General features: G+C 59.8%; 10 protein-coding genes. 9 read left to right on the forward strand and 1 reads right to left on the reverse strand.

Annotated elements, in window-relative coordinates; genetic code table 11:
* Window positions 1–243 precede the first annotated feature (243 nt).
* From Q0949_RS02745 to rpoC, 9 genes are all read left to right on the forward strand, one after another.
* Complete coding sequence (locus Q0949_RS02745) at window positions 244–1,461, forward strand: OmpA family protein (protein ID WP_299368252.1); 1,218 nt, start codon at window positions 244–246, stop codon at window positions 1,459–1,461.
* Between the two features lie 198 nt (window positions 1,462–1,659).
* Window positions 1,660–2,085: a 50S ribosomal protein L11 gene (gene rplK / locus Q0949_RS02750; protein WP_189370389.1), complete on the forward strand. Its 426-nt coding sequence runs from the start codon at window positions 1,660–1,662 to the stop codon at window positions 2,083–2,085.
* A 1-nt stretch (window position 2,086) separates the two neighbouring features.
* Window positions 2,087–2,785 (forward strand): 50S ribosomal protein L1, encoded by a 699-nt coding sequence (rplA, locus tag Q0949_RS02755; protein WP_299368256.1) that lies wholly within the window; start codon window positions 2,087–2,089, stop codon window positions 2,783–2,785.
* Between the two features lie 117 nt (window positions 2,786–2,902).
* On the forward strand, window positions 2,903–3,427 hold the full coding sequence (locus Q0949_RS02760) for a molybdopterin-dependent oxidoreductase (RefSeq protein ID WP_299368259.1): 525 nt from the start codon (window positions 2,903–2,905) through the stop codon (window positions 3,425–3,427).
* A 6-nt stretch (window positions 3,428–3,433) separates the two neighbouring features.
* Window positions 3,434–5,254, forward strand: a complete 1,821-nt coding sequence (locus Q0949_RS02765; protein WP_299368262.1) for an ATP-binding protein — start codon at window positions 3,434–3,436, stop codon at window positions 5,252–5,254.
* Between the two features lie 308 nt (window positions 5,255–5,562).
* Window positions 5,563–6,075, forward strand: coding sequence for a 50S ribosomal protein L10 (gene rplJ, locus Q0949_RS02770; RefSeq protein ID WP_299368265.1), 513 nt, complete (start codon window positions 5,563–5,565; stop codon window positions 6,073–6,075).
* Window positions 6,076–6,144: 69 nt separating this feature from the next.
* A complete protein-coding gene (rplL, locus tag Q0949_RS02775; protein ID WP_299142491.1) occupies window positions 6,145–6,519 on the forward strand; it encodes a 50S ribosomal protein L7/L12 in 375 nt (124 codons plus the stop codon).
* A 291-nt stretch (window positions 6,520–6,810) separates the two neighbouring features.
* Entirely contained in the window at window positions 6,811–10,947 is a 4,137-nt protein-coding gene (gene rpoB, locus Q0949_RS02780; RefSeq protein WP_299368268.1) for a DNA-directed RNA polymerase subunit beta, read from the forward strand.
* Window positions 10,948–11,051: 104 nt separating this feature from the next.
* Entirely contained in the window at window positions 11,052–15,296 is a 4,245-nt protein-coding gene (rpoC, locus tag Q0949_RS02785; RefSeq protein WP_299368271.1) for a DNA-directed RNA polymerase subunit beta', read from the forward strand.
* A gap of 78 nt (window positions 15,297–15,374) precedes the next feature.
* On the opposite strand, the gene pcaG is transcribed toward rpoC, so the two are convergent.
* Window positions 15,375–15,989 carry a protocatechuate 3,4-dioxygenase subunit alpha gene (pcaG, locus tag Q0949_RS02790; protein WP_299369475.1) on the reverse strand — a complete coding sequence of 205 codons (615 nt, stop codon included), beginning with the start codon at window positions 15,987–15,989 and terminating at the stop codon, window positions 15,375–15,377.

A 15,989-nucleotide genomic window follows, 5' to 3' on the forward strand; every position in this document is an offset into this window, starting at 1 on the left:
GGTTTCTGATCTTTTGCATTGTGGCGTTATCGCCGCAAGCGCGCCATCAGGTTTCGGCGTTGTTCTGCAATTTCAGACGGTTGTTGGCACCTGTCCCGGCGTCACTTTCGTGATTCCAAAAAACCTCAAATAAATGCAGGAACACCTGTTGACGTAGACAGCGGATTCACGCCTACTTATAGGCAGTGACACACGATATAGATGTGCACCGCAGAGCTGAGCAGCTTATCTTGGGGGACGATTATGATTTTGAAATATGTGAGGGACAGCCTTCCGTGGCTGGTTCCGTCCGCAGCAATTGCATTCGCGGCAACCGGTTTTCTGGACCGTGGCGATAACACCCAGACCGCCACGACGGCGCCGGCACCTGCCTATGTCGCGCCTGCGGTCCAGCCTACTGTCGCTCCCGCGCCTGCCAGCGCGCCTCAGACAGTCGCGGCGCAGCTGACGGCAAACCCAGCACCTGTGCAGGAGGAAGTCGTCGCCCGTCAAGCGACCGCAGCGGACCCCTTGGGTGGATTGCAGCCGATCCAGCAGCCCTTGGCCGAGCCGGTCGTGGCCGCACCCGCACCCGCACCCGCGCCAGTTCCCGTGCCAGCGCCGGAAGTGTCCAAGCCCGAGCGTTTGGCCGCCCTGACAACGACGCAACCATCCACCCAGTTCTTTACCGCCGGGGGCGCCGCCCTTCAGGCCAAGGAACAGTGCATGGAAGATCTGCGCAACCTGACCAGCCAGGCGCGCGTTTACTTTCCCAGCGGTGGTCTGACCGCGGATGAAGGCGGGATTGAACAGGGTCGCCTGATCGGCCTCGTGGCGCAATCCTGCCCCGGTGTTCAGATCCGCGTCGAGGGACATTCGGATCCGTCGGGCGATCCTGCCGCAAACCTGCGGTTGAGCGAACGTCGCGCGCAGCAGGTGATCCAGCGCATCGGTGCCGGCGGCATCGACACCAGTATGTTCTTTGCCCAAGGCATGGGCGACCGCACGCCATCGGGCATCATCGGTCCCAAGCCATCGTCCTTCTATGACCGTCGCGTCGAATTCTCGATCGTCGAAGAAGTGACACGCGTTGCCGTGCGCACACCCGTCGCACCCAAGCCGTGGGCCAACGCCTCCTGCGTGGTCGAGCTGGAGCGCGCGGTACAGGGAACGGCCCTGTTCTATGCGCCCCGATCGGTGTCGCTGCATGCGGACGATCTGGAAACCGCGCTGAGCCTGGCCAACCTCGCGATGGCCTGCCCGCATGCGCGTCTGCGTGTGGTCGGTCACCACTCCTCCGACATCCAGGCCCGCGAAGGGTTCCACACCGGTCTGCTGCGCGCCAAGGCGCTGATGGCAATGCTGGTCGGGCGCGGTGTCGCGCCTGAACAGATCATCATCGCGGCCCCGTCGAAGCCCCTGAACGGTGCCGGTCTGCCCGGCAGCCGAGTTAATTTCGACGTGATCCTCGAAGACGGATAATCCCTGTCCCCGAGGGGACACATCATTTGGCAGGGCATTATTGCCCTTGAAAAGAACGCAGGAGCGCTGTAATCGGCGCTCCTGTTGCGTTACGCAGCATCCCATGTGGGAGGCGAGGGCCACGCGAGGTCCGGACCACACCACATCAACATAGGCCAAGGGACGCGTCCCACGGCTGTTTGAACAGGAGATTGGCACATGGCCAAGAAACTCGCAGGCACCATGAAATTGCAGGTGCCCGCCGGTCAGGCAAACCCTTCCCCGCCGGTTGGTCCGGCACTGGGTCAGCGCGGCATCAACATCATGGAATTCTGCAAGGCGTTCAACGCCAAGACCGCAGACATGGAGCCCGGCGCCCCATGCCCGACCGTGATCACCTACTACCAGGACAAATCCTTCGCCATGGATATCAAGACGCCGCCCGCGTCTTACTATCTGAAGAAAGCGGCCAAGGTGAAATCCGGCGCGAACAACCCCTCGCGCGAGACCGTCGGCACCGTGACAGCGGCCCAGGTCAAGGAAATCGCCGAAGCGAAGATGAAGGATCTGAACGCCAACGATATCGAAGGCGCAATGCAGATCATCCTGGGCTCCGCCCGCTCCATGGGCATCGAGGTGAAGTAAGATGGCAAAGCTTGGTAAACGCACAAAAGCGGCCCGCGAAGCATTCGCCGGCAAATCGAACCTGACCGTCGAGGACGCCGTGTCCCTGATCAAGGGCAACGCAAACGCGAAATTCGACGAGACCATCGAAATCTCGATGAACCTCGGCGTTGACCCACGCCACGCTGACCAGATGGTCCGCGGTGTGGTTGGCCTGCCCAACGGCACGGGCAAGGACGTCCGCGTCGCTGTTTTCGCCCGCGGCCCCAAGGCCGAAGAGGCACAGGCCGCCGGTGCGGACATCGTCGGTGCAGAGGACCTGATGGAAACCATTCAGGGTGGTACAATCGATTTTGATCGCTGCATCGCGACCCCTGACATGATGCCCATCGTTGGTCGTCTGGGTAAGGTGCTTGGTCCGCGCAATCTGATGCCGAACCCCAAGGTTGGCACGGTGACAATGGACGTGGCCGAGGCCGTAAAGAACGCCAAAGGCGGCGAAGTGCAGTTCAAGGTGGAAAAGGCCGGTGTGGTGCACGCAGGCGTCGGCAAGGCGTCCTTTGACGAGGCGAAGCTGGTCGAAAACATCCGCGCCTTCGTGGGCGCCGTGGCCAAGGCCAAGCCTTCGGGATCCAAGGGCACGTACATGAAGAAAGTGTCCCTGAGCTCGACCATGGGTCCGGGCGTCAGCGTCGATGTGGACAGCGCCGTCGCCGAGTGATCGGCTGGCACAATGAGATTTGGAAGGGGGCGTGCCTTGGCTGGCGCGCCCTTTTTCTTTGGGGACGGCTAACGCAATCTTAGGACTTCGCCCGATAAGCTGCGGTGTAACTCGAAGATGATTGAAGGTGACGATGTGGTGCGTTTCGGGCGGTGTCTTTTCGGTGTTTTTGCTCTGATCCTTGCGGCCGGAGCCGCATGGACGTCGCCACTTCAATCGCCGACGGATCGGCCGATCCTTGTGGTTTCTGGTGCGATCTCCAATGCAAACACATCGGACAAGGCCGCCTTTGACCACGCGATGCTGCGCAATCTGGACTGGGTCGAAGTGGAGACGTTTACCTCCTTTACCGATGGCGCCCAGGTCTTTGCCGGGCCGACACTGCAATCGGTGCTGGATGCCGTGGGGGCACGCGGCGAAACGCTTCATGCCAGCGCAATCAACGATTACACGGTTCAGATCCCCGTCGCACACGCGCAGCAACACCAAGTCATTCTGGCCGTCGAACATAATGGGCGCCCGATGCGGATCCGGGACAAAGGGCCAATTTGGGTTGTGTATCCGTTGTCCGAAGCCGCAGCAGCGATGCGGCCGTTTGACGGGGAAATGATCTGGCAGTTGACCCGGATCAGGGTTGAATGACCCACCATGCTATTCGCAGCGCCAGTGAAACGCAGCCTGATTGCCATCGGGCTATGCATCGGTTTGATCATCGCCTTTTCCGAACACCGCAAGACGGTACAGGAGACCGAGCGCCACATGATGTTCTCGGTGTCGAACGCGTCGTGGAAAATCAGCGAACTTGTCTACGAGGCACAGCGCTTTTTTACCGCGCTGTCTGATCACGCCGCGGGGACCGCTGACCAGCGGGATTTGCAGGTTCAGTTCGAAGTGCTGTGGAGCAGGTTGCAGATTGTCGTTGCAACGGATTTTCCTGAACGTGCCGCACTGGACGCCCATCTGGAGGCGTTCCAGGCGTGGTTGATCGAGAATGATCAAGCGGTGTTCGACCCGGCTGGTATTCCGTCTGGTCGCATGGTTCAGATCCGCAATTCCCTTGAGCCACTCATTGTCAACATACGGCAGATTTGGGTGAAAGAATTCAATCAGGCGCGCGGCGGCAGCGATCGGGAAGCCGGGACATTGATGCGGGGTCAGCATGCGTTTCAGGAATTTGTGATCGCCGGTCTGCTTGTCGCGATCGTTCTTTATCTGTTGCTGGAAGTTTATTTCGGCCATCGCGCCCAAAAACGCGAGCAGGACCTGCGCGCGGCCGCCGATGCTGCCAATCGGACCAAGTCGGATTTCATCGCCAATGTCAGTCACGAGATCCGCACGCCCCTGAACGGAATTATCAGCATGGCCACCCATCTGGGCGATCATCCGTTGAGCCCCGAGTTGCGGGAGTGCGTGTCGATCATCGAGGATTCGGGCGGCCTTTTACTCTCGACGATCAATGACGTGCTGGACCTGTCGAAGATTGAAGCCGGGGAGATGTCCATTGAATTCCGAGCCTTTGATCCCGAACGCATTTTGAAGCTGGCGCGGGAATTGTATCTGGATCAGGCCCGTGACAAAGGACTGACCCTGGATCTGGACATTCGCGACCTTCCTTTACCGGCTGTGATCGGAGACGAACGCCGGTGTCGGCAGGTCCTGCACAACCTGGTGTCCAACGCCGTCAAGTTCACCAGCGAGGGTTCCGTCCGTATCGAGGCGGAATATGCCAGGTTGCGAGACGGGCAATCCGGCTTGCGCATCATCGTCGCGGACACCGGCCCGGGCATCGAGATTGCAGCGCAGAAGACGATCTTTCAGCCATTTGGCCAGGCAGATGCCACGATTTCGCGGGACTTTGGTGGTACAGGTCTTGGCCTGACCATTTCTCGCAAGCTGTGTGAGGCAATGGGCGGGGAGTTGATGGTGTCGAGCCGACCGGGCCTTGGCGCCAAGTTCATTGTGACCCTGCCATTCGCGCGCGCGCCCCAGGATACATTGGCAAAGGGTGGCAACGGGTCCGCGAAGGTCGAAACACTGTCGCCCTTGGAGGGACGCGTTCTAATCGTGGATGACAATGCGACAAACCGGTTGATCCTGCGCAAGCTGTTGTCGCGCCAACAACTGGATTTGATGGAGGCGGACAGCGGGCGCGCCGCGCTGGAGGTGCTTGGAACCGAACGTGTGGATCTCGTGCTGATGGATGTGCAAATGCCCGGCATGAACGGGCTTGAGGCGACAACGCGGCTGCTTGAAGCGGCCAAGCTGGGGGGCTATGCCGCGCCCTCGGTCGTTGCGGTCACAGCCAACGCGATGCCGGAACAAAGGCAGGCCTATCTTGCCGCAGGCATGACGATGGTTCTGGCGAAACCGGTCTCCAAAGCGGCGCTGATCGATACGATGCGCACATGTCTCGAGGCGCGCAAAGCCATGCCAGCGCCCGACCGGTCGAACACTGCCGACGTTGCGTGATGCGCTGGCAATGCAATGCCGCGCACTGCCTTGGCGCCAATTCGTCCTTGGCATTTGCGGGATCACCCACTAGTACACCGACACGAGGGCTTTCGCGCGATTCGCGACGGCCCTCAATTTCGTCCGAGACGGTGGGTGACTGGACTTTGCCAGTCATAATTCCTGCCTGAGACGGGAAGAGACATTCCAGCCTGGCTCATGTGTTCCAGGCTTTGGGCTGCGACGACCCGTTCGGACCCGATTGCCGCGCAACCGCGCGGTGAAAACGAGCCGGAGGGGTCCGCCCCTCCAAGTACTGGAGTAAAACTGTGGATAGAGCCCAGAAAGAGAAAGTGGTCGACGAACTCGGCCAAATCTTTGAAAGCTCTGGCGTCGTCGTGGTTGCCCACTACGCCGGTCTGACAGTTGCCGAAATGCAGGATCTGCGCGCCAAGGCGCGGGAAGCGGATGCTGCGGTTCGTGTTGCCAAGAACAGGCTCGCCAAAATCGCCCTGGATGGGAAGCCCTGCGAAAGCATCGCCGACTATCTGACGGGTATGACCGTTCTGACCTTCTCCGAAGATCCTGTGGCTGCGGCCAAGGTCGCGGAAGACTTCGCCAAGGGCAACGACAAGTTCGTGATCCTTGGCGGGGCCATGGGTGAGAACGCTCTGGACCGGGCCGGTGTGACGGCTGTGTCGAAAATGCCTTCGCGCGAGGAGCTTATCAGCACCATCGCGGGCATGCTTGGCGCACCTGCATCGAACATCGCCGGGGCCATTGGCGCACCTGCAAGCAACATCGCCTCCATCCTCTCGACCATCGAGGAAAAGGCGGCCTAAGGCACTGTCAAAGCGGCGTGAGGTCACCTCGCGCGTTGGAACACACTTAAAACGGAAAGAGCTGATAAAATGGCTGATCTGAAAGCACTGGCGGAAAGCATCGTGGGTCTGACCCTGCTGGAAGCACAAGAACTGAAAACAATCCTCAAAGACGAGTACGGCATCGAGCCTGCAGCCGGTGGCGCAGTCATGATGGCGGGCCCTGCTGACGCCGGTGGCGCAGCCGAGGAAGAGAAGACAGAATTCGACGTCGTCCTGAAGAACGCGGGCGCTTCGAAAATCAACGTGATCAAAGAAGTTCGCGGCATCACCGGTCTGGGCCTGAAAGAAGCCAAGGACCTGGTCGAAGCTGGCGGCAAGATCAAAGAAGGCGTCGACAAAGCCGAAGCAGAAGACATCAAGGGCAAGCTGGAAGCAGCTGGCGCCGAAGTCGAGCTGGCCTAAGTCGGACCTTTACGGGGCGCTTTCCTGGTCAGGAAAGTGGGTGGCGCAGCCAAACTGTGCCAAACCCCTTGAAACCATTGGGCTGGATGCGCATATCGCGTGTCCAGCCCGACCCGTCTTGGCAAGGGCTTTTCCCGAAAAGTCTTTTCCAAGATGTGGTTTGCAAGGTCGGGAGGCTGCCGGTGGGACGGTGGCCATGAATTGACCTGAAACCCATCGTCTCACGGGTGCAGCGTGCCGGGGCCCGACGGCGCTGCAGCATCCAGAGAAACGCTGAAAGGTGACATTCGTATGGCGCAAACGTTCCTTGGCCAGAAACGTCTTCGTAAATATTATGGCAAAATCCGGGAAGTTCTGGATATGCCCAACCTCATCGAGGTGCAGAAATCCTCGTATGACCTGTTCCTGAATTCCGGTGATGAGCCCACGCCCATGGACGGCGAAGGCATCATGGGTGTGTTCCAATCGGTCTTTCCGATCAAGGACTTCAACGAAACATCCGTTCTGGAATACGTCAAATACGAGCTGGAAAAGCCGAAATATGACGTCGAGGAATGTCAGCAACGGGACATGACCTACAGCGCGCCGCTCAAGGTGACGCTGCGCCTGATCGTGTTCGATATCGACGAAGACACCGGCGCCAAGTCCGTCAAGGACATCAAGGAACAGGACGTGTTCATGGGCGACATGCCCCTGATGACACCGAACGGCACGTTCATCGTGAACGGCACCGAGCGTGTGATCGTGTCCCAGATGCACCGGTCGCCCGGCGTGTTCTTTGACCACGACAAGGGCAAGACCCATTCGTCCGGCAAATTGCTGTTCGCCTGCCGCATCATCCCCTATCGCGGCAGCTGGCTGGATTTTGAATTCGACGCCAAGGACATCGTGTTTGCCCGGATCGACCGTCGCCGCAAATTGCCGGTGACGACGCTTCTCTATGCTCTTGGTCTGGACCAAGAGGCGATCATGGACGCCTATTACACCACCGTGAACTACACGCTGAAGAAGAACAAAGGCTGGGTCACGCCGTTCTTCCCCGAGCGTGTGCGCGGAACACGTCCCACGTATGATTTGGTGGATGCCAAGACCGGCGAGATCGTTGCCGAGGCCGGCAAGAAAGTTACGCCGCGCGCGGTCAAGAAACTCATCGACGAAGGTGCGGTCACCGATCTTTTGGTACCTTTCGAGCACATCGTCGGCAAGTTCGTTGCCAAGGACATCATCAACGAAGAAAACGGCGCGATCTATGTCGAAGCCGGTGATGAACTGACGCTGGAATACGACAAGGACGGCGATCTGATCGGCGGCACAGCCAAGGAATTGATCGACGCAGGGATCACCGAGATCCCCGTGCTGGACATCGACAACGTCAATGTCGGCCCGTACATGCGCAACACCATGGCGAACGACAAGAACATGAACCGCGAAACCGCGCTCATGGACATTTATCGCGTCATGCGCCCGGGCGAGCCACCCACCGTTGATGCGGCGTCTGCCCTGTTCGACACGCTGTTCTTTGACAGCGAGCGCTATGACCTGTCCGCCGTTGGCCGTGTGAAGATGAACATGCGTCTGGCACTCGACGCCGAAGACACCCAGCGTACCCTGCGCCGCGAAGACATTGTGGCCTGCATCAAGGCACTCGTCGAACTGCGCGACGGCAAGGGCGACATCGACGACATCGACCACCTCGGCAACCGTCGTGTGCGCTCGGTCGGTGAGCTGATGGAAAACCAGTACCGCGTCGGTCTGCTCCGCATGGAGCGGGCGATCAAGGAACGTATGTCGTCGGTCGAAATCGACACGGTGATGCCGCAGGATCTGATCAACGCCAAGCCGGCGGCTGCGGCCGTGCGCGAGTTCTTTGGCTCGTCGCAGTTGTCGCAGTTCATGGACCAGACCAACCCGCTGTCCGAAGTGACGCACAAGCGTCGCCTTTCGGCGCTTGGGCCGGGCGGTCTGACGCGTGAGCGCGCAGGCTTTGAGGTGCGCGACGTGCACCCGACCCACTATGGTCGGATGTGCCCGATTGAGACGCCCGAAGGGCCGAACATTGGTCTGATCAACTCGCTGGCCACCTTTGCCCGCGTCAACAAGTACGGCTTTATCGAAACGCCGTACCGTGTGGTGAACGACGGTCAGGTGACGGACGAAGTGCACTATATGTCCGCGACCGAGGAAATGCGTCACACCGTGGCGCAGGCCAACGCTTCTCTGGATGAGAACGGCAAGTTCAACAACGAGATGGTCAACACCCGGAAATCCGGGGACTACACCCTGTCGCCCGTCGACTCGGTGGACCTGATCGACGTCAGCCCGAAACAGTTGGTTTCGGTTGCTGCTTCCTTGATCCCTTTCCTGGAAAACGACGACGCCAACCGCGCTCTGATGGGCTCGAACATGCAACGTCAGGCGGTTCCGCTTCTGCAAGCCGAGGCGCCGCTGGTCGGCACCGGCATCGAAGAAGTTGTGGCCCGCGACTCCGGGGCGGCTATCATGGCCAAACGGGCCGGTATCATCGACCAGGTGGATGCGACACGGATCGTGATCCGCGCCACGTCCGACCTTGAGTTGGGCGATGCAGGCGTCGACATCTACCGGATGCGCAAGTTCCAGCGTTCCAACCAGAACACCTGCATCAACCAGCGTCCGCTGGTCAAAGTGGGTGACACGGTCGTCAAGGGCGAGGTCATCGCGGATGGTCCCTCCACCGACATGGGCGAACTGGCCTTGGGCAAGAACGTGGTCGTCGCGTTCATGCCGTGGAATGGCTACAACTACGAAGACTCGATCCTGATCTCCGAGCGCGTGTCGCGTGATGACGTCTTTACCTCGATCCACATCGAGGAATTCGAAGTCGCCGCCCGTGATACCAAGCTTGGGCCAGAAGAAATCACCCGCGACATCCCCAACGTCGGCGAGGAAGCTCTTCGCAACCTCGATGAGGCGGGCATCGTCTACATCGGTGCTGACGTCGAGCCGGGCGATATCCTCGTGGGCAAGATCACCCCCAAGGGCGAAAGCCCGATGACGCCGGAGGAAAAACTGCTCCGCGCCATCTTTGGTGAGAAAGCGTCGGACGTGCGCGATACGTCGCTGCGGGTGAAGCCCGGTGATTTCGGCACGGTAGTGGAAGTACGTGTGTTCAACCGCCACGGTGTGGAAAAAGACGAACGTGCCCTGCAGATCGAGCGTGAGGAAGTCGAACGCCTCGCCCGTGACCGCGACGACGAGCTGACCATTCTGGACCGCAACATCTATGCCCGTCTGGGTGACATGTTGCTGGGCAAGGAAATCGCCAAGGGCCCACGCGGCGTCAAGGCGGGGTCCAATGTGGATGCCGATCTGCTTGAGGCATTCCCGCGTTCTGCATGGTGGCAGATTGCCCTGAAGGACGAGCAATCGGCGCAAGTGGTTGAGGCCCTGAACGAGCAGTACGAGGTGCAAAAGCGTGCCCTTGATGCCCGTTTCGAGGACAAGGTCGAAAAGGTCCGTCGTGGTGATGATCTGCCCCCGGGCGTGATGAAGATGGTCAAGGTGTTCGTGGCGGTGAAGCGCAAGCTGCAACCGGGCGACAAGATGGCTGGTCGTCACGGCAACAAGGGTGTGATTTCGAAAGTGGTGCCAATGGAGGACATGCCGTTCCTCGCAGATGGCACACCGGTCGATTTCTGTCTGAACCCGCTGGGTGTTCCGAGCCGAATGAACGTCGGTCAGATCCTCGAGACACACATGGGCTGGGCCGCGCGCGGTCTGGGTGTGAATGTCGATGAGGCGTTGCAAGAGTACAAACGCTCTGGCGATCTGACACCGGTGCGCGAGGCGATGAGCCTAGCTTACGGCGATGACGTCTATGCCGAAGGACTGTCGCCCATGGACGAGGAACAGCTGATCGAGGCCGCAGGCAACGTCACACGCGGTGTTCCCATCGCCACGCCCGTCTTTGACGGTGCGAAAGAGGCGGATGTGAACAACGCGCTGGAACGTGCCGGTTTCTCGACTTCGGGTCAGTCGGTGCTGTTTGATGGTCGCACGGGTGAGCAGTTCAGCCGCCCCGTGACCGTGGGCATCAAGTACCTGCTGAAGCTGCACCACCTTGTGGACGACAAGATCCACGCCCGTTCGACAGGGCCGTACTCGCTTGTGACCCAGCAGCCGCTGGGTGGTAAGGCGCAGTTCGGCGGTCAGCGCTTTGGTGAGATGGAAGTCTGGGCTCTGGAAGCTTATGGCGCCGCCTACACCTTGCAAGAGATGCTGACGGTGAAATCGGACGACGTGGCAGGCCGGACCAAAGTGTACGAGAGCATCGTCAAGGGCGAGGACAACTTCGAAGCCGGCGTGCCGGAATCGTTCAACGTTCTGGTCAAGGAGGTCCGCGGTCTGGGCCTCAACATGGAACTCCTGGATGCGGAGGAAGATGAGTAACGGATCGTTCAAAGGTGGGCAAATTGCCCACCCTACCAACGCCCGTAGGGTGGGCAATTTGCCCACCACTCTCCCCCGCACCCTCTAATTTGTGAGGAAAAAGAATGAACCAGGAACTGACAAACAACCCGTTCAACCCGCTGACGCCGCCCAAGGTCTTTGACGAGATCAAGGTGTCGCTGGCGTCGCCTGAACGCATCCTCTCGTGGTCGTTTGGCGAGATCAAGAAGCCCGAGACCATCAACTACCGGACCTTCAAGCCCGAGCGTGACGGCCTGTTCTGCGCGCGTATCTTTGGCCCGATCAAAGATTACGAATGCCTCTGCGGCAAATACAAGCGCATGAAATATCGCGGCGTTGTCTGCGAGAAATGCGGTGTCGAAGTCACGCTGCAAAAGGTCCGCCGCGAGCGGATGGGCCACATCGAACTGGCGGCCCCCGTGGCCCACATCTGGTTCCTTAAGTCCCTTCCTAGCCGCATCGGTCTGATGCTGGACATGACGCTGCGCGATCTGGAGCGTGTGCTGTATTTCGAAAACTACGTCGTGACCGAGCCGGGTCTGACCGATCTGTCCTATGGCCAGATGCTGTCGGAAGAAGAGTACATGGACGCGCAGGACGCGTTTGGCATGGACGCCTTCACCGCTAATATCGGTGCCGAAGCGATCCGCGAAATGCTGTCCCAGATCGACCTTGAGCAAGAGGCCGAAACCCTGCGCGCTGACCTGAAGGAAGCGACAGGCGAGCTGAAGCCCAAGAAGATCATCAAGCGTCTGAAAGTGGTGGAGTCGTTCCTCGAGTCCGGCAACCGTCCGGAGTGGATGGTTCTGACCGTGATTCCCGTGATCCCGCCGGAACTGCGCCCGCTGGTGCCGCTGGATGGGGGCCGTTTCGCGACGTCCGACCTGAACGACCTGTATCGCCGGGTCATCAACCGGAACAACCGTCTGAAGCGTCTGATCGAGCTGCGCGCGCCTGACATCATCGTCCGCAACGAAAAGCGGATGTTGCAGGAATCCGTCGACGCCTTGTTCGACAACGGCCGTCGTGGCCGCGTGATCACCGGTGCCAACAAGCGCCCGCTGAAATCGCTGTCGGACATGCTGAAAGGCAAGCAGGGTCGCTTCCGTCAGAACCTTTTGGGCAAACGCGTCGACTTCTCCGGTCGTTCGGTCATTGTGACCGGGCCGGAACTCAAACTGCACCAATGTGGTCTGCCGAAAAAGATGGCGCTCGAACTGTTCAAGCCGTTCATCTACTCGCGGCTTGAGGCGAAGGGGCTGTCCTCGACCGTCAAGCAAGCCAAGAAGCTGGTCGAAAAAGAACGCCCCGAGGTTTGGGACATTCTGGACGAGGTCATTCGCGAACACCCCGTCATGCTGAACCGTGCACCCACGCTGCACCGTCTTGGCATTCAGGCGTTCGAACCCGTTCTGATCGAAGGTAAGGCGATCCAGCTTCACCCGCTGGTCTGTTCGGCCTTCAACGCCGACTTTGACGGCGACCAGATGGCCGTGCACGTGCCGCTCTCGCTGGAAGCCCAGTTGGAAGCGCGCGTTCTGATGATGTCCACGAACAACGTTCTGTCGCCCGCCAACGGCGCGCCGATCATCGTTCCGTCGCAGGATATGATCCTTGGCCTTTACTATGTCACGCTGGAACGCGAAGGCCTGAAAGGGCAGGACATGGTGTTCGGCTCGATCGAGGAGGTGCAGCACGCGCTGGACGCTGGCGTCGTGCACCTGCACACCAAGATCAAGGCGCGGATCCCTCAGATCAATTCCGAGGGTTTCGAAGTCATGGAACGCTTCGACACGACCCCGGGTCGTGTGCTGCTGGGCGCACTTTTGCCGCTCAACAACAAGGCACCTTTTGAACTGGTGAACCGTCTTCTGCGGAAGAAGGAAGTGCAGCAGGTCATCGACACCGTCTATCGCTATTGCGGTCAGAAAGAGTCGGTCATCTTCTGTGACCAGATCATGACCATGGGCTTCCGGCACGCGTTCAAGGCGGGCATTTCGTTCGGCAAGGACGACATGCTGATCCCAGAATCCAAGTGGTCGATCGTCGACGAGACGCGCGATCAGGTGAAGGATTTCGAACAGCAGTACATGGACGGTCTGATCACCCAAGGCGAAAAGTACAACAAGGTGGTCGATGCCTGGTCGAAGTGTAACGACAAGGTCACTGACGCCATGATGGGCTCGATCTCGGCGGCGCAGACGGATGCGGACGGATCCGAACGTGAGCCGAACTCGGTTTACATGATGGCGCACTCCGGTGCCCGTGGTTCTGTCACGCAGATGAAGCAGCTGGGCGGGATGCGCGGCCTGATGGCGAAGCCGAATGGCGACATCATCGAGACACCGATCATCTCGAACTTCAAGGAAGGTCTGACCGTTCTTGAATACTTCAACTCGACCCACGGCGCGCGGAAAGGTCTGTCTGATACAGCTCTGAAAACGGCGAACTCGGGGTACCTGACGCGTCGTCTGGTGGATGTAGCGCAGGATTGCATCGTGCGCGATCTCGATTGCGGCACCGAAAACGCGATCACAGCCGAAGCGGCGGTGAACGATGGTGAGGTTGTCGCATCCCTGGCCGAGCGTGTGCTGGGCCGTGTGTCCGCTGACGACGTTCTCAAGCCCGGCACCGATGAGGTGATCCTGGCGGCCGGGACGCTGATCGACGAGCGCATGTCCGACATGATCGAAGAGATGGGTGTGCAGGCCATGCGCATCCGCTCGCCGCTGACCTGCGAAAGCGAAGAGGGTGTGTGCACCATGTGTTACGGTCGCGACCTTGCACGTGGCACCATGGTCAACACCGGTGAGGCCGTCGGCATCATCGCAGCCCAGTCGATTGGTGAGCCCGGTACACAGCTGACGATGCGGACATTCCACATCGGCGGCGTTGCGCAGGGTGGTCAGCAATCGTTCCTCGAGGCGAGCCAAGAAGGCAAGATCGTCTTTGAGAACGCGCAGACGCTGGCCAACTCGGTCGGTCAGGTCCTTGTCATGGGTCGGAACATGAAAATGTCGATCATTGACGAGAACGGTGAAGAGCGCGCGAGCCACAAACTCGGCTATGGTACGGCATTGTTCGTCACCGATGGTCAGGATGTGAAGCGTGGCGACAAGCTGTTTGAATGGGATCCCTATACCCTGCCGATCATCGCGGAGAAGGCCGGTACTGCGAAGTATGTCGACCTCGTGAGCGGCCTGGCCGTGCGCGACGAGACGGACGATGCCACCGGCATGACCCAGAAGATCGTGATCGACTGGCGTGCCGCACCCAAGGGCAATGAGCTGAAGCCGGAGATCATTCTGGTGGGTGAAGACGGGGAACCTGTGCGCAACGATGCCGGCAACCCGATCACCTACGCGATGTCCGTGGATGCCGTTCTGTCGGTGGAAGACGGTCAGGAGGTCGCCGCGGGCGACGTTGTGGCGCGTATTCCGCGCGAAGGTGCCAAGACCAAGGACATCACCGGTGGTCTGCCGCGTGTGGCCGAACTGTTCGAAGCGCGTCGTCCCAAGGATCACGCGATCATCGCGGAAATCGATGGCTACGTGCGTTTCGGCAAGGACTACAAGAACAAGCGCCGTATCGCGATCGAGCCCAGCGACGAGTCGATGGACAAGGTCGAGTACATGGTGCCCAAGGGCAAGCACATCCCGGTGGCCGAGGGCGATTTCGTCCAGAAGGGCGACTACATCATGGATGGCAACCCCGCGCCCCACGATATTCTGGGGATCATGGGTGTCGAGGCGCTGGCCGACTATATGATCAACGAGGTGCAGGAGGTTTACCGACTGCAAGGCGTGAAGATCAACGACAAGCACATCGAGGTCATCGTGCGTCAGATGCTCCAGAAATGGGAGATCGAGGATTCGGGCGACACCACGCTGCTCAAGGGCGAGCATGTGGACAAGCAAGAGTTCGACGCAGCCAACGAAAAGGCGATTTCCAAAGGTGGTCGTCCGGCTCAGGGTGGTCCGATCCTTCTCGGGATCACAAAAGCCTCGCTGCAAACGCGGTCCTTCATCTCGGCGGCGTCGTTCCAGGAAACGACTCGTGTTCTCACCGAGGCTTCGGTGCAGGGCAAGAAGGACAAGCTGGTCGGTCTCAAGGAGAACGTCATCGTTGGTCGCCTTATCCCCGCAGGGACAGGTGGTGCGACCCAAGCCGTGCGCAAGATTGCGTCGGACCGTGACAACGTGGTGATCGAAGCGCGTCGCGAAGAGGCCGAAGCCGCGGCGGCACTGGCCGCACCGACAGCGGACGACGTGGTGGGCGGCGATGTCTTTGACACCGTCATCGATCACAGCGAGGAAAGCCGCGATTGATCTGATCAACCGGACCTGAAATTGCAAAACCCCCGTCCACTGCGGCGGGGGTTTTCGTTTGTGCAGATACCTGCCGCGTCAGATGTCGAAAAAGATCGTCTCGTCCGGCCCTTGCAGGTGGATGTTGAAAAGGTAAACGCCTTCCGAAGTTTTCTTGGCCAACAGGGTCGGAACACGGTTTTGGTGTTCGATCCGGCTTAGGATCGGGTCGGCGGCGTTGGCGTCGCCTTCGTCTTCGAAATATATGCGGGTGTGCAGGCCGATATTGATGCCACGCGCCACGACCCAGACCGTGATGTGCGGCGCTTGCATGCGGCCATCCGGCCACGGGACGGAGCCGGGTTTGACCGTGTCAAAGCGGAATTCGCCGGTTGTCATGTCCCCCGGCGACCGACCCCACCCGGTAAAATTCGGATCGGACGCGCCGCGGGTTTCGTTTTGCGATGCAAAAAGGCCCGCTGCGTCGGCTTGCCAGATCTCGACCATGGCATCGCGCAGCGGCGTGCCGGTGCCGTCAAAGACGGTGCCGGTGATCGTGATTTCCTGCCCCTGTACGGGGCCAGTTTTCATCGCGGTGCCAAGATCGCCGTCATAGATGTCGATGCCGGTGAAATTCGGGGTGCAACCGATATGCACATAGGGGCCCGCGGTCTGGCTGGGACTTTCCCTCAGGACGTTGCGGTCTTGCGGCAT

Source organism: uncultured Tateyamaria sp., assembly GCF_947487805.1.
Taxonomy (GTDB): Bacteria; Pseudomonadota; Alphaproteobacteria; order Rhodobacterales; family Rhodobacteraceae; genus Tateyamaria.

What these genes read in the sequence shown, in the direction of transcription:
- rplL (WP_299142491.1), top strand. Translation starts at nt 6,145, where the DNA reads ATGGCTGATCTGAAAGCACTGGCGGAAAGCATCGTGGGTCTGACCCTG.
- rplK (WP_189370389.1), top strand. Translation starts at nt 1,660, where the DNA reads ATGGCCAAGAAACTCGCAGGCACCATGAAATTGCAGGTGCCCGCCGGT.
- Q0949_RS02745 (WP_299368252.1), top strand. Translation starts at nt 244, where the DNA reads ATGATTTTGAAATATGTGAGGGACAGCCTTCCGTGGCTGGTTCCGTCC.
- rplA (WP_299368256.1), top strand. Translation starts at nt 2,087, where the DNA reads ATGGCAAAGCTTGGTAAACGCACAAAAGCGGCCCGCGAAGCATTCGCC.
- Q0949_RS02765 (WP_299368262.1), top strand. Translation starts at nt 3,434, where the DNA reads ATGCTATTCGCAGCGCCAGTGAAACGCAGCCTGATTGCCATCGGGCTA.
- Q0949_RS02760 (WP_299368259.1), top strand. Translation starts at nt 2,903, where the DNA reads ATGATTGAAGGTGACGATGTGGTGCGTTTCGGGCGGTGTCTTTTCGGT.
- rpoC (WP_299368271.1), top strand. Translation starts at nt 11,052, where the DNA reads ATGAACCAGGAACTGACAAACAACCCGTTCAACCCGCTGACGCCGCCC.
- pcaG (WP_299369475.1), bottom strand. Translation starts at nt 15,989, where the DNA reads ATGCCGCAAGACCGCAACGTCCTGAGGGAAAGTCCCAGCCAGACCGCG.
- rpoB (WP_299368268.1), top strand. Translation starts at nt 6,811, where the DNA reads ATGGCGCAAACGTTCCTTGGCCAGAAACGTCTTCGTAAATATTATGGC.